The sequence below is a fragment of the Amedibacillus dolichus DSM 3991 genome, assembly GCF_000154285.1.
Taxonomy (GTDB): Bacteria; Bacillota_I; Bacilli_A; order Erysipelotrichales; family Erysipelotrichaceae; genus Amedibacillus; species Amedibacillus dolichus.
The window spans coordinates 414,793-440,993 of the sequence record NZ_DS483477.1; the positions used below are offsets into that span (position 1 = coordinate 414,793).

General features: G+C 36.8%; 24 protein-coding genes and 2 pseudogenes. 19 read left to right on the forward strand and 7 right to left on the reverse strand.

Annotated features, from left to right (window positions below; genetic code table 11):
- Window positions 1-198: 198 nt before the first annotated feature.
- Window positions 199-2,073, reverse strand: coding sequence for a coiled-coil domain-containing protein (locus EUBDOL_RS09205; protein WP_004800668.1), 1,875 nt, complete (start codon window positions 2,071-2,073; stop codon window positions 199-201).
- Window positions 2,070-4,142 (reverse strand): efflux RND transporter permease subunit, encoded by a 2,073-nt coding sequence (locus EUBDOL_RS09210; protein WP_040463707.1) that lies wholly within the window; start codon window positions 4,140-4,142, stop codon window positions 2,070-2,072. Before EUBDOL_RS09210 ends, EUBDOL_RS09205 begins: the two co-directional genes overlap by 4 nt.
- Window positions 4,143-4,278: 136 nt before the next feature.
- Between EUBDOL_RS09210 and EUBDOL_RS09215 the strand changes: the two genes are divergently transcribed.
- From EUBDOL_RS09215 to EUBDOL_RS09295, 17 genes are all read left to right on the forward strand, one after another.
- Window positions 4,279-4,896: a TetR/AcrR family transcriptional regulator gene (locus EUBDOL_RS09215; RefSeq protein ID WP_004800670.1), complete on the forward strand. Its 618-nt coding sequence runs from the start codon at window positions 4,279-4,281 to the stop codon at window positions 4,894-4,896.
- A gap of 967 nt (window positions 4,897-5,863) precedes the next feature.
- The gene (locus EUBDOL_RS09225; RefSeq protein ID WP_004800676.1) at window positions 5,864-7,156 is read left to right on the forward strand and encodes an RnfABCDGE type electron transport complex subunit C; all 1,293 of its coding nucleotides are present in this window, start codon (window positions 5,864-5,866) and stop codon (window positions 7,154-7,156) included.
- 13 nt (window positions 7,157-7,169) lie between these two features.
- A complete protein-coding gene (locus tag EUBDOL_RS09230) occupies window positions 7,170-8,678 on the forward strand; it encodes an RnfABCDGE type electron transport complex subunit D (protein ID WP_004800678.1) in 1,509 nt (502 codons plus the stop codon).
- 12 nt (window positions 8,679-8,690) lie between these two features.
- A complete protein-coding gene (locus tag EUBDOL_RS09235) occupies window positions 8,691-9,200 on the forward strand; it encodes an FMN-binding protein (RefSeq protein ID WP_004800679.1) in 510 nt (169 codons plus the stop codon).
- Window positions 9,201-9,215: 15 nt separating this feature from the next.
- Window positions 9,216-9,875 (forward strand): electron transport complex subunit RsxE, encoded by a 660-nt coding sequence (gene rsxE, locus EUBDOL_RS09240; protein ID WP_004800681.1) that lies wholly within the window; start codon window positions 9,216-9,218, stop codon window positions 9,873-9,875.
- Window positions 9,876-9,878: 3 nt separating this feature from the next.
- Entirely contained in the window at window positions 9,879-10,460 is a 582-nt protein-coding gene (locus EUBDOL_RS09245) for an electron transport complex protein RnfA (protein WP_004800682.1), read from the forward strand.
- A gap of 1 nt (window position 10,461) precedes the next feature.
- Window positions 10,462-10,632 (forward strand): hypothetical protein, encoded by a 171-nt coding sequence (locus EUBDOL_RS11580; RefSeq protein ID WP_004800683.1) that lies wholly within the window; start codon window positions 10,462-10,464, stop codon window positions 10,630-10,632.
- 23 nt (window positions 10,633-10,655) lie between these two features.
- The gene (locus tag EUBDOL_RS09250) at window positions 10,656-10,964 is read left to right on the forward strand and encodes an RnfABCDGE type electron transport complex subunit B (RefSeq protein ID WP_040463782.1); all 309 of its coding nucleotides are present in this window, start codon (window positions 10,656-10,658) and stop codon (window positions 10,962-10,964) included.
- An 82-nt stretch (window positions 10,965-11,046) separates the two neighbouring features.
- The gene (locus tag EUBDOL_RS09255) at window positions 11,047-12,267 is read left to right on the forward strand and encodes an RNA polymerase factor sigma-54 (RefSeq protein ID WP_004800685.1); all 1,221 of its coding nucleotides are present in this window, start codon (window positions 11,047-11,049) and stop codon (window positions 12,265-12,267) included.
- A complete protein-coding gene (locus EUBDOL_RS09260) occupies window positions 12,267-12,767 on the forward strand; it encodes a PTS sugar transporter subunit IIB (RefSeq protein WP_004800686.1) in 501 nt (166 codons plus the stop codon). The genes EUBDOL_RS09255 and EUBDOL_RS09260 overlap by 1 nt, the downstream gene beginning before the upstream one ends.
- 3 nt (window positions 12,768-12,770) lie before the next feature.
- Window positions 12,771-15,491, forward strand: coding sequence for a sigma 54-interacting transcriptional regulator (locus tag EUBDOL_RS09265; RefSeq protein ID WP_004800687.1), 2,721 nt, complete (start codon window positions 12,771-12,773; stop codon window positions 15,489-15,491).
- A gap of 70 nt (window positions 15,492-15,561) precedes the next feature.
- On the forward strand, window positions 15,562-16,026 hold the full coding sequence (gene agaB / locus EUBDOL_RS09270; protein WP_004800688.1) for a PTS galactosamine transporter subunit IIB: 465 nt from the start codon (window positions 15,562-15,564) through the stop codon (window positions 16,024-16,026).
- Window positions 16,027-16,047: 21 nt separating this feature from the next.
- Window positions 16,048-16,854, forward strand: coding sequence for a PTS galactosamine transporter subunit IIC (agaC, locus tag EUBDOL_RS09275; protein ID WP_004800689.1), 807 nt, complete (start codon window positions 16,048-16,050; stop codon window positions 16,852-16,854).
- Window positions 16,841-17,641, forward strand: coding sequence for a PTS galactosamine transporter subunit IID (gene agaD / locus EUBDOL_RS09280; RefSeq protein ID WP_040463708.1), 801 nt, complete (start codon window positions 16,841-16,843; stop codon window positions 17,639-17,641). Before agaC ends, agaD begins: the two co-directional genes overlap by 14 nt.
- Before the next feature lie 61 nt (window positions 17,642-17,702).
- Window positions 17,703-18,473, forward strand: coding sequence for a Cof-type HAD-IIB family hydrolase (locus EUBDOL_RS09285; protein WP_004800691.1), 771 nt, complete (start codon window positions 17,703-17,705; stop codon window positions 18,471-18,473).
- Between the two features lie 365 nt (window positions 18,474-18,838).
- The gene (locus EUBDOL_RS09290) at window positions 18,839-19,084 is read left to right on the forward strand and encodes a hypothetical protein (RefSeq protein ID WP_004800692.1); all 246 of its coding nucleotides are present in this window, start codon (window positions 18,839-18,841) and stop codon (window positions 19,082-19,084) included.
- On the forward strand, window positions 19,081-20,283 hold the full coding sequence (locus EUBDOL_RS09295; RefSeq protein ID WP_004800693.1) for a patatin-like phospholipase family protein: 1,203 nt from the start codon (window positions 19,081-19,083) through the stop codon (window positions 20,281-20,283). The genes EUBDOL_RS09290 and EUBDOL_RS09295 overlap by 4 nt, the downstream gene beginning before the upstream one ends.
- A gap of 233 nt (window positions 20,284-20,516) precedes the next feature.
- Here the strand turns inward: EUBDOL_RS09295 and EUBDOL_RS09305 are convergent.
- From EUBDOL_RS09305 to EUBDOL_RS09315, 3 genes and pseudogenes are all read right to left on the reverse strand, one after another.
- Window positions 20,517-21,266 (reverse strand): annotated as a pseudogene (locus EUBDOL_RS09305) (IS3 family transposase); the annotation flags it as partial.
- A gap of 63 nt (window positions 21,267-21,329) precedes the next feature.
- Complete coding sequence (locus tag EUBDOL_RS09310; protein ID WP_303395100.1) at window positions 21,330-22,220, reverse strand: IS3 family transposase; 891 nt, start codon at window positions 22,218-22,220, stop codon at window positions 21,330-21,332.
- Window positions 22,217-22,507 carry a transposase gene (locus EUBDOL_RS09315; RefSeq protein WP_004798671.1) on the reverse strand — a complete coding sequence of 97 codons (291 nt, stop codon included), beginning with the start codon at window positions 22,505-22,507 and terminating at the stop codon, window positions 22,217-22,219. Before EUBDOL_RS09315 ends, EUBDOL_RS09310 begins: the two co-directional genes overlap by 4 nt.
- A gap of 98 nt (window positions 22,508-22,605) precedes the next feature.
- On the opposite strand from EUBDOL_RS09315, the pseudogene EUBDOL_RS09320 reads away from it, so the two are divergent.
- Window positions 22,606-23,103: pseudogene (locus EUBDOL_RS09320) on the forward strand (transposase); the annotation flags it as partial.
- Between the two features lie 175 nt (window positions 23,104-23,278).
- Here the strand turns inward: EUBDOL_RS09320 and EUBDOL_RS09325 are convergent.
- Window positions 23,279-24,604 (reverse strand): class II D-tagatose-bisphosphate aldolase, non-catalytic subunit, encoded by a 1,326-nt coding sequence (locus EUBDOL_RS09325; RefSeq protein WP_004800697.1) that lies wholly within the window; start codon window positions 24,602-24,604, stop codon window positions 23,279-23,281.
- Between the two features lie 115 nt (window positions 24,605-24,719).
- Window positions 24,720-25,646 carry an RluA family pseudouridine synthase gene (locus EUBDOL_RS09330; protein ID WP_050750095.1) on the reverse strand — a complete coding sequence of 309 codons (927 nt, stop codon included), beginning with the start codon at window positions 25,644-25,646 and terminating at the stop codon, window positions 24,720-24,722.
- Between the two features lie 126 nt (window positions 25,647-25,772).
- Between EUBDOL_RS09330 and EUBDOL_RS09335 the strand changes: the two genes are divergently transcribed.
- Window positions 25,773-26,156, forward strand: coding sequence for a desulfoferrodoxin family protein (locus EUBDOL_RS09335; protein WP_004800699.1), 384 nt, complete (start codon window positions 25,773-25,775; stop codon window positions 26,154-26,156).
- The last annotated feature ends 45 nt before the right edge of the window (window positions 26,157-26,201 follow it).

The window sequence follows — 26,201 nt, forward strand, 5'->3', positions numbered from 1 at the left end:
GCTTTAGGAAATTAAATTATAAATATATAAAAAACGAATAGAATGAAACCAGATACTAGAATCTTAACTGGCATTATGTGTCTTTCTGATAGAAAAAATAGTTTTAAGATGATAACTTCTAAATTAGTGAAATAAAAAGAATCTCTCATCTAAATAGTCTTTAGAAAGAGATTCTTTTTTATATTGTAATCACATCATTTATTTTTTAGCCTCATCAGATTGCACAGTATAAATGAATTTTACATCACTTTGAATGTCATTATTAACTTTTGTAAATGTTTTGTATTCGTCTGATAATTGAATTAAACGATCAGCTTTATCACCTGCATTTTTTAGTATCGTAGAAAGAGAGGAAATATTTTGAATACCGTCTTTATCAAATTGCAGCATTCCTTTCTGTAAAGCAACTGCACCATCTGCCAACTTACCGATTGCTTGCTTGATTTGGGTGTTTGCTTGATAAAGTGTATTTGTGGATTGATTCATAAATACAAGTGCATTATTTACTTTTGTACTTCCATCACTTAACTGTTTTGAACCAGCAACAAACTGCTTTAATAGATTAGGAAGATTAGCAGTCTGTTTTTGAATCATAGCTAAGCCTTGTTTTAATTGCTCATTACCTTTACTGAATTCATTGATAGCACTATTTAATCCGCTTATAACACTCTCATTCATTTGTTTAGATAACACATTTAATTCATTCATATCTTGTGCGATTACTGCGAGCTTTGCCTCTAAGATATTCATGCCTTGTGCTAACTGCTGAAGGTTATTGGTAAGCTCTTGGATTTGGGTGTCCAATTGAGCTTTAATATTTTGCAGAGTAGCTTTTTGTTCTTCTTGTGTTTCTTTTGCAATCGCTGTTTCTAGCTGTTGGGAAATTCCTATAAAGGATTGGACACGAGTTTGTAATTGCACCTGTAATTGTTTCATGCTGCTTTGTAAAGCTAGCAGCTCTTGTTGTTGTGTGGTTAAGTCCGTTTGTAAAGCATTTAGCTTTTTATTGATTTCGCTATTTGGATCGCTGCTAACTTCCACACTTTGCTTTAAAGTCGCAATACCTTGATCCAGTGCTTGTGTTGCACTGCTTAAGGAAGAAAGCTTATCTAACAAAGTAGTAATGGATTGAAAAGATTCGCTTTGCTTTGCTAAAGTTTGAATTCCTTGATCAAGTGTTTGATATTGTTTGGCAAGGGTACCTGTTCCTTCTAACAGCTTAGCGATGCCACTATCAAATTGTCGATAGCTAAAAGATAACTGATTACTTCCTGATGCCAATTCACCGCTGCCATTTACTAATTGGGAAGAAGCGTTTTGTAATGTTTGTAGTTGTGAACTGATGTCATTAAAGCGACTATCGAAATCAAGATCACTTTCTTCTAATAGTTTTGGTGTAGCCATTGCATAGATTGGCAGAGATTCGAATTTTTCGGTGTTATAACGAATGGTGATTGTATCAAAATCTTTTAACAATGCATTCTTATCAAGGCTTTCATATAACCCGGGAGCTGCTACTGCAACGATTGCATTGCTTTTACCATTGGAGACAACTTTTCCGTTTGTTACCTGTATTTCACTATTGCCATCGGTTGGTAAAACAGAAGCAAGTGTTACAACAAAGGGAGTATATAAATCTTCATGTTTATCTAAGTTTTCTAAATGAATTTTGATTTCGACAGTACCTTTCTTTCCTTTTAGTTTTTGAGGAGTTATTGACTCTCCATTTAAGGAATAGCTAATGTTCATTTTTATAGGTAATTCTTTAGAAGAGGTACCTTCATAATAAATGTCATGTCCTTGGTTATCCCAAACAAGAGTTTCACCATTTTGTTTGAAGTTTTCATCACCATTCACATTTTGAATGTTTTTAAGATTGCTGATATCACGAATTTGTTTTTCACCATCGGCCTTTAGCTGATCTCCGACAATGACTTCTTTTAAAGATCCGTTTTCGTGTAATGTTATATATACGGTTTCATCTTTTTCATAAGCATATACCGGTGTTATAAGACTGCCTGCCATACCTGCACATAAGGATAATGTTATAAGTGTTTTATATTGCTTTTTCATGCTTGTTTACCTCCTTTAAAACCCTTGGTTGTTTTTAATACAATTTTATCAAATACGATTAACAACGCTGGTAAAATAATCATAACGGTGCCCATAGAAATGATTGCTCCTCTGGATAATAGGGTACAAATAGATGCAATCATATCCAATTTTGAAATAAAGCCTACACCACAGGTTGCTGCAAAGAAACAAAGCGCACTGACAAAGATAGAATCACAGCTTTCCTTTAAGGCATCGCCAACCGCTTGCTTTTTCTCCACGCCGCTTTTTCGTAAATTTAAATAATTGTTCGTTAATAAAATAGCATAATCAATCGTAGCGCCTAACTGAATGGTGCCTATAACGATGGAAGCGATGAATGGTAGTGTCGTTCCTAAATAAAAGGAAATCGCCATATTTGCCATAATCGCAAATTCAATAACCGCAACTAAGATAATCGGTAATAAGAAGGATTTTAAAACAAAAATCATAATAATCAGGATTACCGCGATTGAAATAGAATTTACAACTTGGAAATCATGATCGGCAATTTCTACCATATCCTTCATCAATGCACCTTCACCGGCAACGATGCCATGAGCATCATAGCGTTTTACGATTTTATTAACCTCATCAATCTGAGCATTTAATTCATTGGTGGCAGTTTCATAAGTGGAATTGATTAAGATTGCTTGATAATCTCCGTTTTGATAGATGCTTCGAATGGATTGCGGAAGCATGCTTTCACTAATTCCATATTCAGAGAATAAAGCACTGCTTAATGTCATATCAATACCATCTAGTGCATTTAGCTCCTTACTTAATTGTTCGATTTCAGAAGGCTTTAAGGAATCATCTACTAAAATGATTGATGGGCTGACAATATGATAGGTTTCTTTTAATTCTTCATTGGCTATACTTGAGGAAAGATCATCGGGTAGTGATTTATTTAAATTGTAATATACCTCTGTATTGGCATTTCCATAAAGTGCAGGAACACATAAAATTATAAATACCAACAGAATTTTACGGTAATGTTTAACAGTAAAATCACTGATACGCGAAATAGAAGGCAGCCATTTTACATGTGCTGTTTTTTGTAATAGGGGATCAAACAGTAATAAATATGCCGGGAAAATGACAAGTACACTGAAGATTCCGAAAATAACACCCTTCGCCATAACAAGTCCGATATCAGCTCCTAAGGTTAAGGACATCGTACAAAGCGTTAGAAAACCGGCAATAGTAGTAAAGGAACTGCCTGCAACCGATAAGGTGGTTTCCTGAATGGCAGCACTCATAGCTTCGTTGTTTGTTGCGTACAATTGCTTTGATTTTTCATATTTGTGATAAAGAAAAATCGAAAAATCGGTTGTAACACCCAATTGCAAAACGGCACTGATAGCTTTGGTAATATAGGAAATTTCTCCTAGAAAATAATTTGTTCCCATATTATAAAGAATAGCTAAACCGATATTTCCTAATAGTAACAAAGGGGCAAGCCAAGAATCTAAGGAAAGCATTAAAACAATCAGGCATAAGACAACCGCAGCAGCGATGTAAATCAAGATTTCCTGATCTGCAATTTGCTGTGTATCAAGTACCATGGCAGACATTCCGCCGATTTTACAATGTTTGTCGGTTATAGAACGCATTTGCTCTACGGCTGCCAAGGTTTCATCAGATGAGATGGAATCGTGGAAGGTAACAAGCATGAGCTGAGAATCTCCCTTACTTACCTTTTCCGCAATGTTTTCCGGAAGCATTTGAATAGGGAAGGTGGTACCGGTAATATCACTGACGGATATTGCTTTTTCTACTCCTTCAATCGTTTTGAATTCTTCCTCTAAGGCAAGAATTTCTTTGGGTTTCATTCCATCAACAATTACTGTTGAAAAGGAACCCATATTGAAATCTTCTGTTAGAATATCCTGACCTTTCATTGTTTCGATATCATCTGGTAAATAGACAAGGATATCATAGTTGATTTTTGTTGCTTGCATGCCAAGTACAGCGGGAATTAGAGCAAACAGGCTGCACAAGACAATGAATAACTTATGTTTACAAATAAAAGATGCAACTTTTTTCATTCTTCTCCTCCTTTTCTGACCATTGGTCATTAGGTATTCTATTACTAAAATGACCAATAGTCAATAGTCTACTCATATAAAATTGACGATACGTCATTTATGTGATAAAGTTAGCATAAAGTAGGGTGATAAAGCTATGTTAGAAAAAGAAGAAAAAACTAAAGTAAGTTTAAAAAAGGAGGATAAAAAGCAGCGATTATTAGATGCAGCATATCATTTATTTGTAGAAAAAGGGTTTCGAGATACAACAATTCAAAATATTGTCGATTATGCCGGTGTTGCAAAGGGGACATTTTATTTATATTTTAAAGATCGCTATGATATTCAAGAGCATGTCATTGCCGCACAGGCATATCAATTATTCCAGCATGCCATTGAAGCAATTGCAATACAATGTCCGGATAGGTTTGAAGATCGTGTGATTATGGCAGTCGATCATATTATTGATGAATTGATGGAAAATCGTGATTTATTGCATTTAATACGTAAAAATCTTTCAGCAGGGTTATTTGAACCTAAATTGGTACGATTGTTAGAGACACAAAATTCTGAATTCATTAAGGTGTTTGAACAGGATTGTAAAGCTTCGAATATTCCTATCTCAAATCCTCAGCTTATGCTGTTTATGATTATCGAATTGGCAGGTTCTTCTTGTTATAACTGTATCTTGCATGGACAGCCGATGGATATTATGGAGTATAAACCGTATTTATACAAAGCGATTAAAGCAATATTACATATGGAGGAATTATAAGAATTTTATAAATTGATTATTATGAAGAGGGTGCTGAATCAGTAATTACTGTTCCAGGTAAACCTGAGTGTTAGACTTGTAGTATGTTTAATTTGGCAATATATGATAATCCTAAATACGATCAATTGATAAATACAAAGAATTATATGAGAGTTTGGAGTTTTCATGAAAACTATTTTCTACAAAAAGCACATATTAAATTTAAAACGCTAGGTGGAAAAAATATACCGTTAAATTATCTTTTGCTTTGTAAAGAATGTCATCAAGAGAGTTGCGATTTTGATGATCGTTATTTTTATGCTTATATTTGCTATATGAGAAAAAACAAATATAAGATTATTGAAAAACGAAATAGACGATTTATGCAAGCAATCTATGAAATAGTATATCAGATGAATAAAAAATATACCGACAATAGATAAAGGTGTTGAAAAATTATCTTTAAACGTTAAAAAAGGGATTGCATATTAGTAATTTTTCTTTACACACATGTGCTGTAGGGATTGTAGATGGTATGAAAAAGCTAGATTTAAAACAATTATCAAAAGAGGAGTTTGTGAAAATGAAGTCTGAATTTTCTGAATACAATATTTGTGTTGATTTCTGAAAAATCTTTAGTAGAGAACTGGAATTTTCTACTTTTTTCATTTGGAAATGAGATTCTAGCCAGTTGATATAATGATGAGACTAATTTTATACTACCAATCAATATGATAAGAATTAAAGTGTGGTTTCATCAATATGTAAATAGGGTTTATACCTAATCTACTATAAAAGTAAAATCTGTTTTTCTTAAAACTACTGTATGCTATCTGCGAATATGGTATAAGAAAACACATATCATCTTTTCGTTATGTTTTTAGAAAAACAGAAAATAATTCTTTATTCTTATGTGGGTGAAATGTTATAATACTTTTGATATGTGGTTTTGTAAAGAAATCACAAATGGAAAGGAAAGGTGAACAAAATGTCATTGTTTAAAGGACCAATGCGCCAGCACATCGAAGGCTTTAAAGGACTGACAAACAAAAAAGACGTTCTGGAAGTTCAGCCTGGAAAGGAAGTTTGTATTCCTTTGGTATGTGGTGCTGTAACTAACATTGATATTCTTGTCAAAGAAGGCGACCATGTTTGTATCGGCACAAAGATCGCACAGTGCAATGAAGGTAACGTGGTTCCGATTTATGCAAGTGTTTCCGGTACGGTAAAGGGAACAAAGAAACTTATGCATGCTTCTCTTCGTCCGCAGGAGCATTTGGTGATTGAAAACGATGGAAAGTATGAGAAGATCCAATCGTTTGAACCGGTAGATTATGAAACTGCCGATCGTGAAAGCTTGATTGATTTCATGATGAATGCCGGTATTATCGGCTTAGGTGGTGCAGGTTTTCCGTCTTATGTAAAATATAAATTTGCAAAAGATGTGAAAATGCTGATTATCAATGCGGTAGAATGTGAACCGTTTATTACAGCGGATTATCGCACGATTCAGGAAAATGTGAAGGAATTTCGCACCGGTGTTCTTGCAATGCGAAAAATGGCAATGGCAAAGGAAGTGTCGATTGCTATTAAAAAGACGCATCAGGATTTGATCGATTTTGTAAATGAAGCCTTTAAAAACGATGAAGGTGTTAAGGCAGTAGGTGTTCCTGATGTATATCCGATGGGTTGGGAGCGTGTGCTTGTTCGTGAGCTGCTGCATAAGGAATATGAGAAATTGCCTATTGAGGTAGGTGCAATCGTGAATAATGCAGAAACGGCAATCGCCTTTGGTGAGGCATTGCTGTATGGACAAGCAATTACACATCGTATTTTAACGGTCAGCGGGCATGGCGTAAAAGAACCGCAGAACGTAAAGGTTCCTGTTGGTGTTGCGGCAAGTGAAGTCGTTGCGGCATGCGGTGGCTATGCTTTTGATGAAGTGAAGCTGATTGCCGGTGGACCGATGATGGGAAAAACGATCGTGAATGATCAGTTTGTGATCGATCGTAACATGAATGCTTTAACGGTTTTGGAAAATAAACCATACGACAGCATTTCTTGCTTGCGTTGTGGGCAGTGTAGCGATCATTGTCCGGCAGGACTTCAGCCGGTTCGTATTGCACAGGCAGTGAAAACGAACGATAAGAGTGCAATGGAGCGTTTGTGTGCGATGGATTGTATCGAATGTGGTCTTTGTACCTATATTTGTCCATCACGCTTAGATGTTACGGAAAATGTACGTAAAGCGAAACGCCAGTTGGCAATGGCAAAGAAGTAAGGGAGGTTAAAGCATGAAATATATCTTTAATGTATCGCCGAACTTACGCCAGAAGCAAAGCACTCAAAAAATTATGCTGGAGCTGACGATTGCATTGCTAATCGTATTTGGTTTCTCTTTAGCATATTATTTTCAAGCCTATGGCATGGATTATGTTATACGTGCACTTGTTTTAATGGCATGTTCGGTTTTGACAGCACTTGTAACGGAGGTGGCATTTGCCTTCTTCATGAAAAAAGGTGTAAAATTTGATTTGAAGTATGTAGGAAAATTTTTAAATAGCAGCTTTGGGTGGATTACCGCTATTATCCTTGTATTGATGACACCGATCAGTATTCGCCCATTTGCGTTGATTGTTTCTACATTCTTGTGTATTCTATTCGGAAAGCTGTTGTTTGGCGGATTCGGTAACAATATCTTTAACCCGGCAGCAGTCGGAAGAGCAATTATTTTTGCGACTTTTATGGGAGCTACTACCGATGTTGTTACAACGGCAACACCGACTACTACGATTGCGACAGAATTTAACTGGCTTGTATTGGACAGTGATTTGATTACGGAAATGATGGACGCAATCGGCGGCTTGGGTACTTTATTTACCGGTTGGTATCCCGGGGCACTTGGAGAAACGAGTGCTTTATTGATTTTGATTCTAGGAGTTATCTTAGCAATTCGCAAGGTTATTGATTGGCGTATACCTACGATTTATTTGGGAAGCATTTTTGTTTTAACAGCAGCCATTGCGTTGTTTAGAGGAGTTGGAAGCTATGGAAATCTTCCTGGTTTTATTTGGTATCCACTTGTTCATGTTTTAACCGGTGGTGTCGTATTCGGTGCGGTGTTTATGCTGACCGATCCGGTTACTTCGCCAACGAGTGCGCAAGGTAAAACGATCTTTGCTTTGGGTGCTGCGATCATTACTGTTTTGATTCGTATTAAGGCAAATCTTCCGGAAGGTTGCTTATACTCTATTTTAATGATGAATATGCTGACACCGATGATTGAAAGAGCGCTTGACGGTAAGCAATTGGCTCTTCGCAAGAAAGCTGCTTTCATGTTCGGTGGTGTAGCGATTGTTGGATTAGGAAGTGTTTTGCTTGCCGCAAGTGCGGTGCAGGCAAAGGAGCCGGATCCAAAAGTATTTGTCGCAACCAGTGATGCGGAAACACAAAAATTCGATGCGCGTATTGATGCAAGCGTAGATAATGGTGATGGTACGACAACCTTTACGGTTGCGGCACAAGGTTACCATAGTCTTGAGGACGCAAGTCAATACAATATTTTTGAAATCATTGTGAATACAGAAAATAAAACAATTGTTTCTGTGAAACCGACAACGATCGTTGATACGGAGTATGTCGGAGATAAGATTTTAGATGAAGGATTCCTTGCTCAATTCAACGGACTTGATTTGAGTGCAGATGTCAGTGTAGAAAGAAATGATGCTGTAACAGGTGCTACCTATTCTGCACGTTCCACTGTACGTGCTGTTCAGGAAGTACGCAGTGCATTAGGATATTAGGAGGTAAGAAGCATGAAAAAGATTATTCATTTAACTGTATTCTTAGCTCTGATTGCCGGATTGGCAGGTGCTGCATTGGGCTTTGCGAACAATATGACAGCACCGGTTATTGCTGCAAATGACCTAAAGGCTGAGGAAGAAACCTTGCGTGTTATTTATCCTGATGGAGAATTTGAAATTGTCGATCAGGGAGTCAGTGATACCATTGAAAAGATTTTTAGGGTTGATGGGAAAAACTATATCTTTAAAATGAAGGTAAGCGGATATAAGGACGGAACCAGCTTTTTAGTTGCCTTAAATGATGATGGTACGATTTATGACTATGTTGCGATCAGCAACGGAGATACCAACGGTATTGGTAGCAAGGTTACTGAAGATGATTTCCGTAATACCTTAAAAGGTGCTGATGCGACAAGCGATGAGCTATTAGACGATACGATTGCCGGTGCTACGGTTTCCAGTAAGCCGGTACTGGAGGGTATCAAAGAAGCTGCAGATTATCAAGTAGACAGTTTAAAGTAAGGGGAGGAATGAAATATGAATCGTAAAGAAAATTTTACTGCAGGTTTCATTCGTGAAAACCCTGTATTCTCATTATACTTAGGATTGTGTTCAACACTTGCGATCACAACCTCATTGAACAATGCGATTGGTATGGGTGTTGCCGTTATCATCGTATTGATTATGTCCAATGTTATTATTTCCTTAGTTCGTAACATTACACCTAATGAAATTCGTATTCCGGTGTATATTGTTATCATTGCAACTTTGGTAAAGGTTATTCAGATGCTGATCAAGGCGTATGCACCTAGCTTGGATAGTGCTCTTGGTGTATTTATTCCTTTGATTGTAGTAAACTGTATTATCCTTGGCCGTGCTGAAGCATTTGCCAGCAAGAACGGTGTCTTTGATTCCGCACTTGATGGACTTGGTATGGGACTTGGTTATACAGCCAGCATTATTTTGATGTCTTTGATTCGTCAAGTCATTGCTACCGGTGTGATTAGCTTTAATAATCCATTCGATGCGGCACAGACATTCTTCTCCTTCCGTATTATTCCGGAGGATTTCACGATTTCAATGTTTACTCAGCCATTTGGTGCTTTTGTTACCTTTGCATGTTTGGCCGCAGGACTTTCTGCCTATAAAACACATAAGGAAAATAAAGCAAAACAGCTGGAAAAGGAGGCGAAATAATCCATGAATTGGTCAGAATTATTTGTCATGTTGATTACGTTTGTCTTTATTAACAACGTTGTATTAAATCAGTTTTTAGGTATGTGTCCGTTTATGGGGGTTTCCAAGAAAAGCAGTTCTGCTCTTGGTATGGGAGCAGCGGTAACCTTTGTTATCGTAGCTGCAAGTATTGTTACCTATGGACTATATTATCAAGTATTAGAACCACTTGGCTTGGAGTACATGGATCTGATTACCTTTATCCTTGTCATTGCGGCTTTAGTTCAGCTCGTAGAAATGATCATCAAAAAGCTAAGTCCTGCATTGTATAAAGCACTTGGTGTGTATTTGCCACTAATTACTACCAACTGTGTGGTATTGAATGTAACGTTAAATAACATCAGTGCAAAATACAATTTTATTGAAATGCTGACATATTCGATTGCAATTCCGGTTGGCTTTACTTTGGTATTATATATTTTCTCAACTATTCGCGAAAGACTAGATGCGGCGAATACTCCGGCTTCTTGGAGAGGCAACCCGATTGCTTTGATTGTTGCAGCGATCATGGCGCTGGCATTCAGCGGTTTGATGGGCTTGGTGTAATATGAACTTTGTTATGCCGGTTGTGTATCTTGGAATTTTAGGCGGTGTGTATGCGCTTGTCTATTATTTGAATCACAAGACACCACTTCCAAAGGGCTGTGAAAATTTAAAGGCAGAGTGCTCAGGGTGCCATGATAAATCCTGTTGCAATCACCCTGCACATGATCAATAGGAAAGGGGACTTGTATAATGACTATTATAACTGCTGTCGTTATGATGCTTGTACTAGGTGCTATTCTCGGTTTGGGTTTAGGTATTGCCGATCGTTTCTTAGCAGTAGAAACAGATGAGCGTGTTGAAAAAGTAAGCAGTATGCTTCCAAACTATAACTGCGGTGGCTGTGGCTATGCCGGTTGCTCCGGTTTAGCAGAAGCTCTTGTCAATGGCGAAATTACGGTCGTAGGTACTTGTAAGCCATGTAAGGCAGATCAAAAAGCAGCAATTGCTGAGTATTTGAATACGACACCGGGACCAGACGGAAAATGTCTGAAGGTAAAGGCATAATTGCTTGGGCTGTGGATTTATCCATGGCTCTTTTTCTTTATTCATAATTGAAAGAGGAAGCAAATTCTTATATACTTAAGACATGGAACAAAAATTGCTATTAAAGCCGGATATTAAACAAAAATCAAATTTTCATTCTGCTAGAGAACAGGCGCTTCAGATTTTGCAAATGAATCAACAGGATTTACAGATGTATATTCGAGAACAAGCTGATCACAATCCGTTTTTGGTGATGAATACGATTGGAGAGGACAGCGATATATTTGATGTATACTCTCCGAAGCAAAGCTTAAGCGATACTTTGTACGATCAACTATGCTATATCGAGAAGCCCTACAAAGAGGAGATTGTGGATTATTTGCTTTCTCGACTCAATAGTAATGGGTATTTCAAGATTAGCCTTGAGCAGCTTATTTTAGGAAGTTGTTTTTCGCAGAAAGAGATCATAGAAACAATCGCTGTTTTACAGCGCTTAGAACCGATTGGTTGTTTTTGCTTTAACTTAAAGGAAAGCTTGCAAATCCAATGTGAGATGCATGAGGAGGCTTGCAGTGAAACCGGATATATTTTATGTGATTATTTAGAGGATTTGGCGTTTCATCGCTTTGCACAGGTGGAAGTGAAAACAGGTCTTTCTTTAGAAGAAATCGAAGAAGGCTTTGCTTTTATTCAAGGACTGAATCCTAAGCCTGCTTCAAATTATGCAACACAATCGGCCGTAATTCTTCCGGAAATCAGAGTTAAGCTTGTACAAGGACATTTGGTATTGGAAACAGTGCAGGAGATATTTCGTTTGCAGTTGGAAGAAGATATGGGGACACATCATGAATATTTAAAAAGACAGCGTAAGGAAGCTACGCTGATTATGAATAGTATTCAAAAACGAAAGATGACCATAATGCAGATCATGGAGTTTTTGGTGGATAAACAAAAGGCTTTCTTTTTAGAAAAGAAACCATTATGCTATTGCACTTTACAAGATGTCAGTAAAGCATGTGGTTTGCATGTTTCAACGATTTCAAGAGCTATTCAAAACAAAAGCTTTGAGTTTCAAAATAATTATTATCCGATTAAATATTTACTTGTGCATGGTGGTGATAAAGCTCATCACAGCCAAGAAATCAAAAGCAGAATCAAAGCATTGATTGATAATGAGGATAAGCAGCGTCCATATAGTGATGAGCGTTTGCGAAAGCTTTTAGAAAAGGAAGGTATTCGGATTTCCAGACGTACGGTTAGCAAGTATCGCGAGGCTTGCTTACTTTTTAACGCATCGCAAAGAAAACAAAGAGAGGGAAGCTAATGAAAGCGGAAATTAAACTTATACGGGTTGATAATCGATTGGTTCACGGACAGGTAGGAATGTCTTGGACTAATTCTTTAGATGTAGATACGATTGTTGTAATTGATGATGAGGGAGTGAATGATATTTTCTCTCAAAAGTTAATGATGAGTATTGCTAAGGCAGCCGATGTACAGCTGCGCTTTTATAGCATCGAGGATTTCATGGAGGTTATTTTTAAAAACGAAAGCAGTCAAAAGTTGTTTATTGTTGTAAAAACCATTCAGATTGCTAAGCAGTTGGCACAGCGAGGACTACCTGCCCAACGCTTGAATTTGGGGAATATTCATTATGAGCGAGGACGAATGCCATTTAATAAAAAGGTGTATTTAACCAAAGAAGATGTTGAAGATTTAAACTATTTGAATCAAAAGGGGTACTCTGTCTTTTATCAAGATGTTCCGGGCTCACCGATTGAAAAGATTGAAGAATTGCACTATGAAAGCTTGATAAGGAGGTAGAATATGGATATTCGTGAGCAGCTTTTAAATGAATTACAGAAACGTTGTAGGGAGCATGGCTTAGAGGAAAACGAGATTTTTACGGCAGCTTCTTTGAGTGAAACCTTACAGCTAAGTCGTAATACCGTATCGCAATACTTAAATGAATTTGTTAAAAAGGGCGTGCTTGTGAAAATCAATTCTCGTCCGGTATATTTTTTTGATAAGAAAAGTATGGAAACAGTATGGGATACTACCATAACTCAAAATATCTTTTCATCATTTGAAGAATTGGAAGCCTCTAGAGAAAAAGATTTTGAAAAATTAATTGGTTATCAGGGTTCTTTGCAAACAGTTGTGGAGCATTGCAAGGCAGCTGTTTCTTATCCTGATAACGGACTTCCGGTTTTATTGTATGGAGCTACGGGAAGTGGAAAAAGCTTTTTAGCAGCACTTACCTACCAGTATGCATTGCATCACAAGATTGTAAAATCACCTGCAAAATTCATTACAGTGAATTGTGCGGAATATGCGAACAATCCCGAGCTTTTAACAGCGAATCTATTTGGCTATGTAAAAGGTGCCTATACTGGTGCAGAGGAAAATCAAGAGGGCTTATTAAGCTTAGCGAATGAAGGTGTATTGTTTTTAGATGAAGTACATTGTTTAGAAGCAAAGTGTCAAGAAAAGCTATTCCAATATATGGATAAAGGAATTTATCATAAGGTTGGAGATAATGAAAAGTGGTATCGCTCCAACTGTCGTTTGATTTTTGCTACGACGGAAAATCCACAAACCACATTATTGAAAACATTGCTTAGAAGAATACCGATTACAGTTGTTGTTCCTAGTTTAAAGGAGCGCCCATTACAAGAAAAGCGTGAACTTATTTATTCAATGTTTATGAATGAAAAAAAACGAATCCAAAAGGATATCTTTATTTCCAATTTAGTATTTCAAACTCTATTGGATTTTACCTTTGTAGGAAATGTCGGAGAAATGGAAAATTCCATAAAGGCAATCTGTGCCGGAGTTTTCGTGAAAAAGGAACAAGACGCACTTAATATTCATTTTCTTGATTTACCGTCTTATTTCTTTAAAACGATGAAATCCGTACAGATGAAAACATACGATCGAGAAAGCGAAACGATGCTTCCAATTGAGGAATTGCATGGAACAAAAAAAGCGGCTACTCCGTTGTTGTTGCTATATGAACGGATTTTAGGTGTGCATAAGAAAAATGATGATTTTTTACAAGGGATTGAACGCTGTCGTTTATTGATTCAAAACTTCATTGATTATATGTTCTTTAAGGAAAAATACAATGTTGTAAGCTCCAATGAGGATTTTCTTTTAAAGATGCTAGATAAGATCTATTCTATTATCATGAATAAATATTCTTTGGCAGTATCGAATAATCAAATAAAAATCTATTCTAAGTTTTTCGTTGAATATACGAAAAATGTAACCGATGCAAAGATTTGGATTGCAATGCACCAAGAAGAAGTTACCTTGTTTCATAATAATTTACAGGATTATTATCCAAGAGCATATCGCATAGCAAATGAAGTCGTAGAAAATGTAGAATTGAATCTTGATGTAGAATTAGATGAAATGATTGTAATTATTTTAACATTATCCTTTATTGATATTGATCAGGATACCAATAATGGCCGCATCGGTTTGATTTTATGTCATGGGTATTCCACTGCTAGTTCGATTTCTGATACTGCCAATCACATGCTTGGTTCTCATGTATTTGATGGTATTGATATGGAGCTTAGGATATCAATTGATAAGATCGTTCAGTTGGTAGATGATTATTTAAAACAAAAAGCACCGATACAAGAGCTGATGCTTTTGGTTGATATGGGAAGCTTGGAAAAAATTTACGAGAAGTTAGCGCCTTTATCGGATTGCAATATCGGTTTGATTAATCGTGTATCTACTGCTACGGCATTGGAAGCCGGAAATATGATGAAACAGGGAAGAAATGTCAAAGCCATTTTGGAGGCTTTAAAAAATAATAATGTGATTTCTACTCATTTTATCGAAGGAAAGAAGCGAAAGGAAGCTATTTTAACTGTTTGTGCAACCGGATTTGGTACGGCAAAGAAAATCAGTGAATTGATTATTACCTCGCTTCCTCGTACGATTGAGCTGGAGGTCATTCCTTACGATTATCAATCCCTTTTGGAAAATGGATTAGAGGATATGATTTTTTCGGAATATAACGTGCAGCTTATGGTAGGAACACTTGATCCTGAGGTCAAAGGCATTCCTTATATGGCGATGGAAAGTATTATGACAAATGATGAGGCACAGGAACTTTATCAGCTGATTGGAAAGTATCTAGATGCAAATGAACTGGAACAATTTAGTAAAAATATCATGAAGAACTTTACGCTTTCCAATATTGTAAATCATTTGACGATTTTGAATGCGGAAAAGGTGATGGAGGACGTAGAAGATATTGTAACGGATTTGGAAGAACTGCTGGAAAAGAAGCTTTCGCCAACAACCAAGGTAGGTTTGTACGTGCATATCAGCTGTTTGATTGAGCGTATGATTTTACGCCAAGAGATTACCACGGTGGAGGGCTTTGATGCACTTTTAGGAGAACATGGGGATATTATCATGAAAATGAAACATGTATTTAGTGGCGTAGAAATGCGTTATAGTGTCGAAGTTCCGTATCCGGAAATGTATTATATATTAAATTATTTTAAAATTAGCGACAATTAATTGCGATAAAGTGTGCTCGACAGAAGTTGGCATACTTTTTGCTATATATAGGTTGTCAGGAGGTGGAAGTATGCCAAACATTTTATTAACAAGAATAGACAATCGTTTGGTACATGGACAGGTTGGGGTTACCTGGACAAAAACGATTGGCGCAAATCTTATTGTGGTAGCTGACGATGCTGTTGCACAGGACAAGATGCAGCAGTCCTTGATGACGGTTACCGCAAAATCATCAGGTGCCGGTGTGCGTTTCTTTTCCGTTGAAAAAACAGCGGCAATTATCGGAAATGCTGCTCCGGAACAGAAAATCTTTATCGTCTGCAAAACTCCAAAGGAGGTACGTCGTCTTGTAGAGCTTGGTGTTGAGTTAAAGGACATCAATGTAGGGAATATGCATTTCTCTGAAGGGAAAAGACCTCTTTCCAAAAAAGTATATGTAGATGATGCAGATATGGAAGATTTGCAATTCTTAGCAGCTAAGGGTTTGAATGTATATATTCAAGATGTACCCGGAGATTCTAAAATAACTATTTAATTGAAAAGGAGATGAAAAAATATGGAGATTACGTTAATACAAGGACTCATGCTGTCCGTTATGGCGGTCATTGTAGGCCTTGATTTCTTTCTAGAAGCGTTCTTCATTTTCCGTCCGTTGATTGTTTCAACCTTGACGGGATTGATTTTAGGAGAGCTGGAAACTGGTTTAAAGGTTGGAGCTCTTATCGAATTAGCATTTGCAGGTTTAACACCTGCCGGTGGAACACAGCCACCAAACCCGGTATTTGCAGGCTTAATGGGCACAGTATTGGCACATACAACCGGTGCTTCTCCAGAAGCGGCTTTGGGATTGTGTTTACCATTTTCATTTTTAGGTCAGTATGTTATTCTATTCTATTATTCTGCCTTCTCTTTCTTTATGGGAAAAGCCGATAAAGCGGCAGCTGAAGCGGATACCAAAGCACTTGCACGTATTAACTATACAACGATGGCTATTGTTTCATTAAGCTATGGATTGTTGGCATTCCTATGTACGTATGTTGCTCAGCAACCAATGATCAGCTTTGTCAATGCACTTCCGGAGGTTATTACACATGGTTTGGAGGTAGCAGGTAATATCTTGCCTGCTGTTGGTTTTGCAATGCTGCTGCGTGTTATGATGAAAGCAAAATACGCACCTTATTTTATTGCAGGTTTCTTAATGGCTTGCTTCTGCACAATGCCGAATTTACTGCCGGTTGCATTACTTGGTGCAATCTTTGCACTTATTGACTTCTTCTCTGCGAAACAACGTAAAGAAGAAATTGCTGAAGCACTTGCAAATGCAGATGTAAATGGAGGAGGTAACTCAAATGTCGGAATCTAAAAAGCTAACTAAAAAAGATATAACGATGCTGGGACTTCGTTCTTCCTTTTTACAAGCATCTTTTAACTATGAACGTATGCAGGCCGGTGGATTTACATGGGCAATGCTTCCATTATTGGAAAAGATACATGGTAATGATAAAGAAGGTTTGTCTGAAGCAATGAGTGATAACCTTGAATTTATCAACACACACCCTAATCTAGTGGGCTTCTTGATGGGACTTATGATGTCATTGGAAGAAGGAGGCAAAGAAAATCACGGAGCTATCAAGGGCTTGAAGCTTGCATTATTTGGTCCGATTGCCGGTATCGGCGATGCGATTTTCTGGTTTACGATTCTTCCAATCGTTGCAGGAATTTCTTGTTCCTTTGCATCACAGGGTTCTGTTTTAGGACCGATCATTTTCTTTCTAACCTATGTTGTGATTTGGGTACTTCGTATCGTATGGACACATTTGGGGTATAACTTAGGTACAAAATCAATTGATATTATTACGGAGAACTCAGAAACGATTGCAAACTCTGCAACTATTCTTGGAATAACCGTTATCGGTGCATTGATCGCAAGCTATGTAAAGATCAATCTGTTGCCGGTTATTAAGGTTGATGGCGGTATTGAGGTTGCATTACAAGCTGACTTCTTCGATCGTATCTTCCCAAATCTATTGCCAATGTGTGTAACTCTACTGTTGTTTTATCTACTAAAGAAAAAGCAAGTAAATCCGGTTGTATTGATCATTGGTATCATTGTATTATCAATCCTTGGATCTTGGGTAGGATTGTTATAAAAGTATACAAAGGGATTGAGCGAATGTATCGATCCCTTTCGTTATATGGAGGATATCAATTATGATAAAGGCAGTATTCTTTGATATAGATGGCACCTTGCTTTCCTTAAAAGACAATAGCTTTCCTGATAGTGCTCGTTTTGCGCTAACGCAGCTAAAGAAAAAAGGAATAAAAATTTTTATCGCTACTGGCAGACATTTGTCGGAAATGAAGTCTTTGGCGATTATGGAACTTCCTTTTGACGGATATGTGTTGTTAAACGGGCAGCTTTGTTTAGACGCAAATAAAAAAGTTTTATGCTCTTACCCGATTTTTCAAGAGGACAAGCATATACTTGTTGAGCTTTATGAGAAAAAGGACATTCCTATTATTTTTGTTGAGCAGGAAAGCCTCTATATCAATATGTCCAATGAGATAGTAGAGGCAGCTCAAAGAACCATCGCTTTGCCAATTCCTCCGATTGCTGCTTATAGTGGAAATCCTATTTATCAAGCGACAGCTTTTGTAAACAAAACGGAATGTGAACAAATCATGAAGCATCTTCCACATTGTAAAATGATGCGTTGGAATGATGTTGGTGTTGATATTATATCCAATCAAGGTGGTAAGGCAATCGGAATGGCACAAATTTTAAAACATTATCATTTACAAAGAGATGAGATTATGGCCTTTGGAGATAATGAGAATGATATGGATATGTTAGCCTTTGCAGGTCTAGGCATTGCTATGGGAAATGCTTTGGATATTGTGAAGAAGGTTAGCGATGATGTTACGGATACCGTAGATGAGGACGGTATTTATCACGCTTTACAAAAATATCAGCTGCTTTAACCCTTTCTAAGCTGATAAACGCTAAAAATCTAAGTGCTCTTTTTTGCTTATAAGGGCTGTAATAGTGAAAACAAGACATGAAAATGCAAATTACTTTTGATGTCTTGTTTTGCTTGTATGGGGATATGGAAAATAAAAGGATAGGTAAAAGATATTTGAAAATATAGGATAAGCAATCATACAGTTTATGTATAGACTAGGACTTTTCGCTGTCTTTTCTTGCTGTACATTCGCTTAGAAGATGCACCAAACACGAAAATATTTGTTATAATGAAAGCAAGCAAAGTGTAGGAACTCGCAGCATCGGCTGTTACCGGTGTAGGAGCAAAGTGTTATTTCGATTTCTTATATACAGAGGTGAGGTTATGCTTGATCAGAAAACTTTTTTTGTTGTTCGTGCTTGGAGAAGCAATGTTTACTTTTTAAATAGGAAGCATACAGCAGCTTTTATGGAATTTTTTGGCAGTGTCGTACAAGCTTGTATAGTACGCTGTCATCAGTTTAAAAAGCTTTCCGGTATCGGAAATAAAGTGTTTGTAAAAATAACTCATGGGATATTTGCGCAAAGCTTAGAAACGAATACGGTAAGTAGATTGGAGCTTTGTGTATGAAACGCGTTCTTGTTTTCGGCGGCGGAGGAAGTAAGGGAGCCTATGAAATCGGTGTTTGGAAAGCCTTAGACGAATTGGGATTACATTTTGATGCCGTATGTGGAACAAGCATCGGCGCTTTGATTGGAACTATGTATGTGCAGCAGGATTACGATAAGCTTGTTGAACTATGGGAGAAGATTGATGTAGAAGATGTGATTGCCAGTGGGATAAATTTGGATTTCGATATGGACTTGCTCATGTCGCAAAAGGGAAAATATAAGGAGCTATTAGCTGGATATGTACAGCATAAGGGTGCTGATATTCGTCCCTTCAAAGAAATGCTTACCAAGCTTTTTGATGCAGATAAATTCTTTTCCAGTGATATTGATTTTGCTTGCATGTGTGTTAATGTAACAAAGCGTAAGGCTCAAAGAGTCTTTAAGAAGGATATGGACGCAGATAATGGAGTAGATTGGTTGTTGGCAAGCAGTGCTTGCTTTCCGGCTTTTCCGATGCATATTATCAAAGAGGAAAAGTATATTGATGGAGGGTATTCCTCTAATGTTCCGATTTCCTTGGCGAAAGCAATGCATGCAGATATGATCGTGGCAGTAGATTTGAAGTATGAGCCAAAGAAACGTCATAAATCTACAAAGTATTTGATGTATATACAGCCACATGTTCCACTAGGTTCTTTTTTGTATTTTGATCAGACGCGTATTTTGCGCAACCGAACCCTTGGTTATCTTGATACTATGAAAGCTTTTCAACGTTATGAAGGTACCATTTATACCTTTTACCATGAAGAAAAGCTATTGTATTATGAAGAAGCTATAAAAGGAAGCTGCAAAGAAATTGCTGACTATATGAAAGGCTTATGGAAACAAGTGGAGCATGAGCGCTATCCTTATCTTGCGATATTGGAAATGATTGCCTATGATTTTCAACTGGAAGATAGCTGTATTTATCATATTCAAGAGCTTGTTGAACACTGCTTAGATGTTGTTGATAACAGTATGTATCATGGAAAGAAAATCGACAAGGAGCGTTTGAAAGAAATGATAAAGATGCGTACGATATCAACGAAAAAGGAGAGTATTTTAGTTATGCTTGCCTATTTAAAGGATAATCATGAACAGCCTAAGCTTTCACGTCTTATGAAAGAAACATATATTAAAGCTTTTCTTCTTTATCAGCTACAAAAAAAGGTACTGTGACAGATAAGTCAAGCTCTAAGACAAAAAAATACACCCAATTCCATAAGGAAGAAGGTGTATTTTTTTGGTATAATTTATGTATGACAAGTACTCAAATTAACCAAGAAAATTATACAGCATATCAGCCACATATGCTACTAGATTTTAATTTTTCTTTTCAAAACGATGTTCTTAAAGATGATTTGGTACTATGTCAAGATTTCGGACAACTAAAATATAAGAATTTTCAATTTTTAGTTTAAATTATTCTGGTAGTAGTTTTTTTCATATTTGTTTGGAGATTGGTAATCACAATGAGAATGTATTCTTACTGTATTGTAAAATCCTTCTATGTATTCAAATACCATCTGATAGGCTTCTGAATAGTCATTTATCTTTTTTCTGTTTAGCCATTCTCTTTTTATCAATGCATGAAATGATTCTATGCATGCATTATCCCATGGATTCCCTTTTTTAGAGTAACTGCCGATCATTCCTACCGTTAGATTATAGTATTTTTTTGATGTGAATTGAACACCTCTGTCACTGTGTATTACTACCGGATTATCTGTTTTTCTCCTCCTTTTTGCTTCTTCCAGACATTTTAATACTTCCTCTACTTCCATTGTTTTTGTTAGTTTCCAGGCTATTATTTTTCTTGAGTATAAATCCATTATACTTGTCAGATACACAAATCCTTCTTCCTGTGTCCAAATATAGGTTATATCTGTACACCAGGCTGAATTCGGCTTTTCAGGATTGAAATTACGTTTTAGAATATTCTTCAGTTTTGATGAAAAATCACTGTCCTTAGTGGTTATTGTGCATGGTCTGATATAATGGGCTTTAATACCCATCTCACGCATAATATTGCCCACATATTTTTCGCTGACTTTTATTCCTGACTGATTCAGTTTTACAGTTATTTTCGGTGCTCCATAAATTTCATGTGATTCTTCATGAATTGCTTTTATTTTTTTACTGAGTTCCTGTTTTCTAACTTTTTGTTTAGAAGGTTGGTACTATGTCAAGATTTCGGACAACTAAAATATAAGAATTTTCAATTTTTAGTTTAAATTATTCTGGTAGTAGTTTTTTTCATATTTGTTTGGAGATTGGTAATCACAATGAGAATGTATTCTTACTGTATTGTAAAATCCTTCTATGTATTCAAATACCATCTGATAAGCTTCTGAATAGTCATTTATCTTTTTTCTGTTTAGCCATTCTCTTTTTATCAATGCATGAAATGATTCTATGCATGCATTATCCCATGGATTCCCTTTTTTAGAGTAACTGCCGATCATTCCTACCGTTAGATTATAGTATTTTTTTGATGTGAATTGAACACCTCTGTCACTGTGTATTACTACCGGATTATCTGTTTTTCTCCTCCTTTTTGCTTCTTCCAGACATTTTAATACTTCCTCTACTTCCATTGTTTTTGTTAGTTTCCAGGCTATTATTTTTCTTGAGTATAAATCCATTATACTTGTCAGATACACAAATCCTTCTTCCTGTGTCCAAATATAGGTTATATCTGTACACCAGGCTGAATTCGGCTTTTCAGGATTGAAATTACGTTTTAGAATATTCTTCAGTTTTGATGAAAAATCACTGTCCTTAGTGGTTATTGTGCATGGTCTGATATAATGGGCTTTAATACCCATCTCACGCATAATATTGCCCACATATTTTTCGCTGACTTTTATTCCTGACTGATTCAGTTTTACAGTTATTTTCGGTGCTCCATAAATTTCATGTGATTCTTCATGAATTGCTTTTATTTTTTTACTGAGTTCTTGTTTTCTAACTTTTTGTTTAGAAGGTTTTCTGTTAACATAATCATAATATCCTGATTTACTGACATTAAGTTTATCGAGCATACCGGAAATCGAAGCATTATTATCATTCTGCTTTTTTATTTTGATTTGATAATAAAGTTCCTGTTTCGTTATTTTCCCAGTATGCCAATAGCCTTTTTTAAGACATCAAGCGCATCCTGTGTATCTTTAAGCTCCTTACGCAAACGAGCAATTTCTTTAGCTTCATCACTAGAGAAATTACCAGAACCTCTGGAAACAATAGTACCATTATTTTTATCAGCATCTTTCACCCATTTATGAACAGTACTGTCAGCAATGTCAAAACGTTTAGCAATAGAAAGTTTAGATTCATCAGGATGATCAAGTACATACTGAACAACTCCTTGTTTAAATTCATCTGTAAATGTAGGTTTAGCCATAATTAAATTCCTCTTCTTTCTGTGTTAATAATTTATGACAGTATACCATAAGATGCTTTAACTCTCACATTTAACTGATACGGTTTTTATTCTAGCATCAATACAGCGGATATGAAAAAAAGAAAGAAAAAATAACGGACAAGAATCGTTATCAGCTACGACACATGGAGCGAGATGAAAACGGAACACCTGTATGTCCTGTCGGATATGTATTTGAAGTAGAACGTGTCGGAGTCAGCCTTAAGGGACAATACCCAAAAACGACCGTGTATTACAGAAATAAGAACTGCGTAGAATGTCCGCATAGGAGCAAATGCACGACATCAAAAAATGGAAGAAGCGCAAGGATCGTACCAGCCTTGGAGAAGATGCATAGAGAAATAGATGAATGTCTAAAGAGTGAGGAAGGAAAGAATCTGATGAAGAATCGCAGTGTACAGGCAGAGGGAGCGTTTGCGGATATCAAGCAGGACTTTGAATATGTACGACTTCATCGGCGAGGAGAAAGTGGAGTAAAAGTAGAATTAGAGCTAGTATGTATAGGATATAACCTTAGAAAGTATCATAATCGAAAAATAGCAAAAAATATGAATTAGTTTTCCACAATGGTAATTGTAAATATAAAAAAGAAGATTCAAAAAAAGCTTTTAAGAAGGAAGCTGTTTTCAAAGTACCCAAAATTAAGGGTTATCCAATGATTCGAATAGAAAAAGGCTGTGATTTTCAGAGAAATACTAATTTCTCTTACTCGTCACAGCCCCTTTTGTATTCTTAACGGAATAATTCTTCCTGATGACTAGCGTAGCAGTATTCGGAAAGAGTGTAATCAATACGATCGCGAATCAATGCTTCCGGATCGTTTTTCAATTCACCTTCACGTACTTTCGTATATTGCATAGGCATAAATTGTGATAATACACTTAATGGAATACCGACTTCACGAAGGTTTTGAATCATGGTATCCTTAGCCTTTGCTACTCTTGCATCTGGCATATAGTAACGGCTGCGATCAGAGAAAGAGAATTTGCGCTTGAACCATAATTCATTTTCATTTCCATGATAATGCTTTGCCCAATTCTTTGGTTCTTCCAACATAACTTCTTCAAGTACGTTGATGAAATTGCTTGGCTTTTTATCTGTTCCATGCAATACCATTTCTTCAATATAAGCTAGTGAGAATAAGGCTTCACGCATTGCATACGTCAATGCCGGTCCTACCTTTAAGACACCGACACCATCTTCTACCAATTCACGAAGCTTATGTTTGGTTTGGTAATCTGTGGAATGTCCTTCAAATACAAGGTTAGGGAAGTCCTTGATACTTGCCATAAGATCTTTGGCTTTTTCACGATCATATTCTGTACAACCGGCATCTTTTTCTTCAACTCCTGGCTGTACTACAACGGCGATAACTTCCTTCCAAGCATCTTGTAGATTTTCTTTTGCAAATGCAGCCTCAAATGCGGCAACGGTTGCTTTGAAATCTTCTACACGAGTTACCTGCATACCGGCATTTTCTTCCTGTGCTCCACCTGGAATCGGTACTTCGCTTCCGACGATATAGACAGGGTGAATTGCATCAGGATTTGTTTTTAATAGTTCTTGGTAAGTATCCTCGCAAACACGAACCAAACGAGCTCCACGTGCGGCAATGATTTCATCGCTTAGACGAGTATTTGGATCATCACTTGCAACCTTCATGCTTGTATCAATATGAATTTTCGTAAATCCTGCTGCTACATAGCAACGCACTAGTTCTTCAGCAAGTTCCATGGCTTTAGCTTCATCATTTCCGACAAAGGTCAAAGGACCAAGGTGATCTCCACCTAAAAAGATACGGCTTTTATCAAGGCCGATAGCATCAGCCTTTTCCATAACAAAGTTATAGAAGTCCTGTGGTGTCATACCGGTATATCCGCCGTTTTGATCTACCTGATTTGCTGTTGATTCAATAAGTACACATGAATCATCTCTTTTTGCACGCTCAAGAGCTGCTTCAATCACATAATCGTTGGCGCTGCAGCAAGAACAAATTCCTACCGGCTGCCCGTTTTTCTGTTTTACTACCATTTGTTTCAATGGATTTGCTTGTGGCATTTTATGTATCCTCCTTTAAGCTTTTTGCTGTAATCATTATAGCATGATTTTATAGGAGCGTAAATGCGTTGCACTTTTTGTATAAATGAATCGTTGAAAAGTGCAAAGAAATGAACTATTTTTTAAATATGCTTCTATCATTACAGAGATTGATAGGTTCTACAAGCTTTTTCATATCTGTCGGTAAAGGACATTCGATGGTGATATTTTGCTGTGTGAAGGGGTGGCATAATTGAATACGATAAGCATGCAGAGCACAACGATTGATGCGTTTATCATAATTGCCATAAAGGGTGTCATGCAGTAAGGGGTGGGTGATACTTGCTAAATGGACTCGTATTTGATGTGTCCTTCCTTGGTATAGCTTACAGGCTATAAGTGTATAATCTTGATATTGGGCGATTACATGAACATCTGTTTTAGCACTCTTTCCTTGCTTAGAAATGCGCATTTTCTTGGCATTGTGGCGATCTCTTCCAATTTGTTTGTCGATTGTAAGATCATCGTTTAAGACTTTGGCACAGAGGGCAAGATACTGGCGATCGATTTGTTTTTCCTGTAACATATAATCTAGCAGAGGCTGAAGCAAAGGAATTTTACAAAAGATAACCGCACCACTTGTTTCTTTGTCTAAGCGATGAATAGCACGTACGGGAATATCTAAGCCTTGAAGCAGATAGTAGCCTTTTACGATATCGTATAAGGTTGTTTCCGTTTCATTGCCATCACTATGGACAAGCATAAAGCTTGGCTTATAGACAATGAGAAATAAATCATCTTCGTAAAGAATGCTGAGAGGATCGAAGCAGGGAATCAGGTGTTTTTCTAAATCGTATTGTGGAAAAGGCTGAATGCGGATAAGATCTTTCCTTTGCAAAGGAGTATTATGCAGAATTGTTTGTTGATTCACTTGAATGCGCTGTCCTTGATATAATTGTTTTTGCATCTTTTTGGCAATATGAAAATAGGCGAGCAGTTCATCGCTTGTTGTCATTGTGCAGTTTTCAATAAAGAGGGTGTTGTGCTTCCATTTTAATTCCATAAATAAACTCCGAAAAAATTTGAGCATTCTGCTACATATTTCATTTAAAAACGTGTTATACTTTATACATAAGTGATACCGTTGTATATCAATGGAAGAATACCACAAAATTAGGAGGAAATAAATATGAAACTATTAAAATGTGCAGTATGTGGAAACATTGTGGAAGTTGTAAAAGATGCCGGTGTACCGATTATGTGCTGTGGAAAGCCAATGGAAGAATTAAAGGCAAATACAACTGATGGAGCATTGGAAAAGCATGTACCGGTTGCTACTTATGCTGATGGAATGTTGAAGGTAGCTGTAGGCTCTGTTGCCCACCCAATGCTTCCTGAACACTTTATCACAGATATCTTTGTAGAAATTGATGATAAGGTATTGCGTGCTAAATTGGAACCTGGAAAAGAACCGGAAGCAGTATTTGCATTAGGTGATTTCAAAGGAAAAGCTCATGTATATGAATACTGCAATCTACATGGTTTGTGGAAAACAGATCTAGTGATTGAATAAAAGCATTTTAAATAAGAATATTGATAGAGATAAACAGATGATGAA

Coding starts and splice junctions, on each gene's coding strand:
- EUBDOL_RS09225 (WP_004800676.1), top strand. CDS start 5,864: ATGTCATTGTTTAAAGGACCAATGCGCCAGCACATCGAAGGCTTTAAA.
- EUBDOL_RS09325 (WP_004800697.1), bottom strand. CDS start 24,604: ATGCCACAAGCAAATCCATTGAAACAAATGGTAGTAAAACAGAAAAAC.
- EUBDOL_RS09215 (WP_004800670.1), top strand. CDS start 4,279: ATGTTAGAAAAAGAAGAAAAAACTAAAGTAAGTTTAAAAAAGGAGGAT.
- EUBDOL_RS09210 (WP_040463707.1), bottom strand. CDS start 4,142: ATGAAAAAAGTTGCATCTTTTATTTGTAAACATAAGTTATTCATTGTC.
- EUBDOL_RS09290 (WP_004800692.1), top strand. CDS start 18,839: ATGCTTGATCAGAAAACTTTTTTTGTTGTTCGTGCTTGGAGAAGCAAT.
- EUBDOL_RS09285 (WP_004800691.1), top strand. CDS start 17,703: ATGATAAAGGCAGTATTCTTTGATATAGATGGCACCTTGCTTTCCTTA.
- EUBDOL_RS09230 (WP_004800678.1), top strand. CDS start 7,170: ATGAAATATATCTTTAATGTATCGCCGAACTTACGCCAGAAGCAAAGC.
- EUBDOL_RS09205 (WP_004800668.1), bottom strand. CDS start 2,073: ATGAAAAAGCAATATAAAACACTTATAACATTATCCTTATGTGCAGGT.
- agaC (WP_004800689.1), top strand. CDS start 16,048: ATGGAGATTACGTTAATACAAGGACTCATGCTGTCCGTTATGGCGGTC.
- EUBDOL_RS09255 (WP_004800685.1), top strand. CDS start 11,047: ATGGAACAAAAATTGCTATTAAAGCCGGATATTAAACAAAAATCAAAT.
- EUBDOL_RS09265 (WP_004800687.1), top strand. CDS start 12,771: ATGGATATTCGTGAGCAGCTTTTAAATGAATTACAGAAACGTTGTAGG.
- EUBDOL_RS09335 (WP_004800699.1), top strand. CDS start 25,773: ATGAAACTATTAAAATGTGCAGTATGTGGAAACATTGTGGAAGTTGTA.
- rsxE (WP_004800681.1), top strand. CDS start 9,216: ATGAATCGTAAAGAAAATTTTACTGCAGGTTTCATTCGTGAAAACCCT.
- agaD (WP_040463708.1), top strand. CDS start 16,841: ATGTCGGAATCTAAAAAGCTAACTAAAAAAGATATAACGATGCTGGGA.
- EUBDOL_RS09315 (WP_004798671.1), bottom strand. CDS start 22,507: ATGGCTAAACCTACATTTACAGATGAATTTAAACAAGGAGTTGTTCAG.
- EUBDOL_RS09330 (WP_050750095.1), bottom strand. CDS start 25,646: ATGGAATTAAAATGGAAGCACAACACCCTCTTTATTGAAAACTGCACA.
- EUBDOL_RS09295 (WP_004800693.1), top strand. CDS start 19,081: ATGAAACGCGTTCTTGTTTTCGGCGGCGGAGGAAGTAAGGGAGCCTAT.
- EUBDOL_RS09245 (WP_004800682.1), top strand. CDS start 9,879: ATGAATTGGTCAGAATTATTTGTCATGTTGATTACGTTTGTCTTTATT.
- EUBDOL_RS09260 (WP_004800686.1), top strand. CDS start 12,267: ATGAAAGCGGAAATTAAACTTATACGGGTTGATAATCGATTGGTTCAC.
- agaB (WP_004800688.1), top strand. CDS start 15,562: ATGCCAAACATTTTATTAACAAGAATAGACAATCGTTTGGTACATGGA.
- EUBDOL_RS11580 (WP_004800683.1), top strand. CDS start 10,462: ATGAACTTTGTTATGCCGGTTGTGTATCTTGGAATTTTAGGCGGTGTG.
- EUBDOL_RS09235 (WP_004800679.1), top strand. CDS start 8,691: ATGAAAAAGATTATTCATTTAACTGTATTCTTAGCTCTGATTGCCGGA.